The sequence below is a fragment of the Rhodopseudomonas sp. BR0C11 genome, from assembly GCF_010820945.1.
Lineage (GTDB): Bacteria > Pseudomonadota > Alphaproteobacteria > Rhizobiales > Xanthobacteraceae > Rhodopseudomonas > Rhodopseudomonas palustris_H.
Genome location: NZ_QTKI01000703.1, coordinates 1 through 1,301, shown reverse-complemented (window position 1 = coordinate 1,301; position 1,301 = coordinate 1). Strand labels below are relative to the sequence as shown.

Annotated in this window: 1 protein-coding gene; it reads right to left on the bottom strand. The window is 66.3% G+C overall.

Annotation, left to right across the window (positions count from 1 at the left end):
• On the bottom strand, nt 1-1,301 hold a 1,301-nt coding region (locus DYI24_RS26725; RefSeq protein WP_164574469.1), incomplete at both ends, for an ATP-dependent DNA ligase.

Genomic DNA, 1,301 nt, shown 5'->3' with positions numbered 1-1,301 from the left:
TTGCCGGCTCATGCACGACATGCCGGACGGGGCCGAATTTCTCAGTGGTGTTGCGGCGGACGAAGCGGTCGATCTGCAGCAGCTCTTCGTCGGTGAAGCCGAAATACGCCTTGCCGACCGGCACGAGCTGATCGCCGCCATCGCCTTCGGTCCAGACCCCGAAGGTGTAGTCGGAATAATACGACGAGCGCTTGCCGTGGCCGCGCTGCGCATACATCAGCACGGCATCGATGATGTGCGGGTCGTGCTTCCACTTCCACCACTGGCCCTTGGGGCGGCCGGGCAGATACAGCGCATCGCGCCGCTTCAGCATCACGCCTTCGACCGCATCGGCATCGAGCCCTGCGCCGGCGCTGGCCGGATCGCGGCGGGCGGCGCGCAAGCCTTCCCAGTCGTCAAACGTTATGATCGGCGACAGGTCGACCTTGGGATCGTCGAGTCTGGCGATAAAGGTCTCCAGCCGTGCGCGGCGCTCGGCAAACGGCAGCGTGCGCAGATCCTCGTCGCCGTCGCCGAGCAGATCATAGGCGCGCAGGTGGATCGGATAGTCCTTCGTCAGCTTCGGCGTCACTGATTTACGGTTCAGCCGCTGCTGCAACACATTGAACGACTGCACGCGTTTGTCTCGCAGCACCAGCAGCTCGCCGTCGATCGCGCCTGGCAGGTGCAGCGATGGCAACAGATCGGGAAAGCTCATGGTGATGTCTTCCCCGCTGCGCGAATACAGCCGTACGACCGTGTCGCCGTGCTCGTTCTGGCCGCTGACCGCCTGGACACGGATGCCGTCCCATTTCCATTCGGCGATGTAGTCGGCCGGATTCATCGCCCCAAAGTCGGCGTCCTCGACCGCATGCGCCAGCATCACCGGGCGGAACGGCGCCGGATCGCGGTTGACCGGCTGCGGGCCGCGACCTTCGAGCCAGGCGAACAGCTCGCGATACGGCGGCTCGAGGCCGGGCCACACCAGTTCGACGTCGTGCGGATCCCTGTCGCCGAGCGCCGCAGCCGCGGTCTTGGCCAGCCGGGCCGACACACCGATCCGCAAGGCCCCGGTCACCAGCTTCAGCAGCGCCCAGCGCCCGGTCTCGTCGAGCTCATCCAGCCATCGCGCCAGCTGCGCCGGCAGCTCGGCTTTGCCGAGACTGTGGAGCGTGGTGACGATCTCGGTGAGCGTGGGGGAAGGTGGGTTGTTGTGGCCGGGGCTTACTTCGGCGCTTAGTTCGGAAGCGATGGTCTCGCCGCTTGCGGGACGAGCTCCCTCTCCCGCTTGCGGGAGAGGGTTGGGGTGAGGGCGCCCCAAG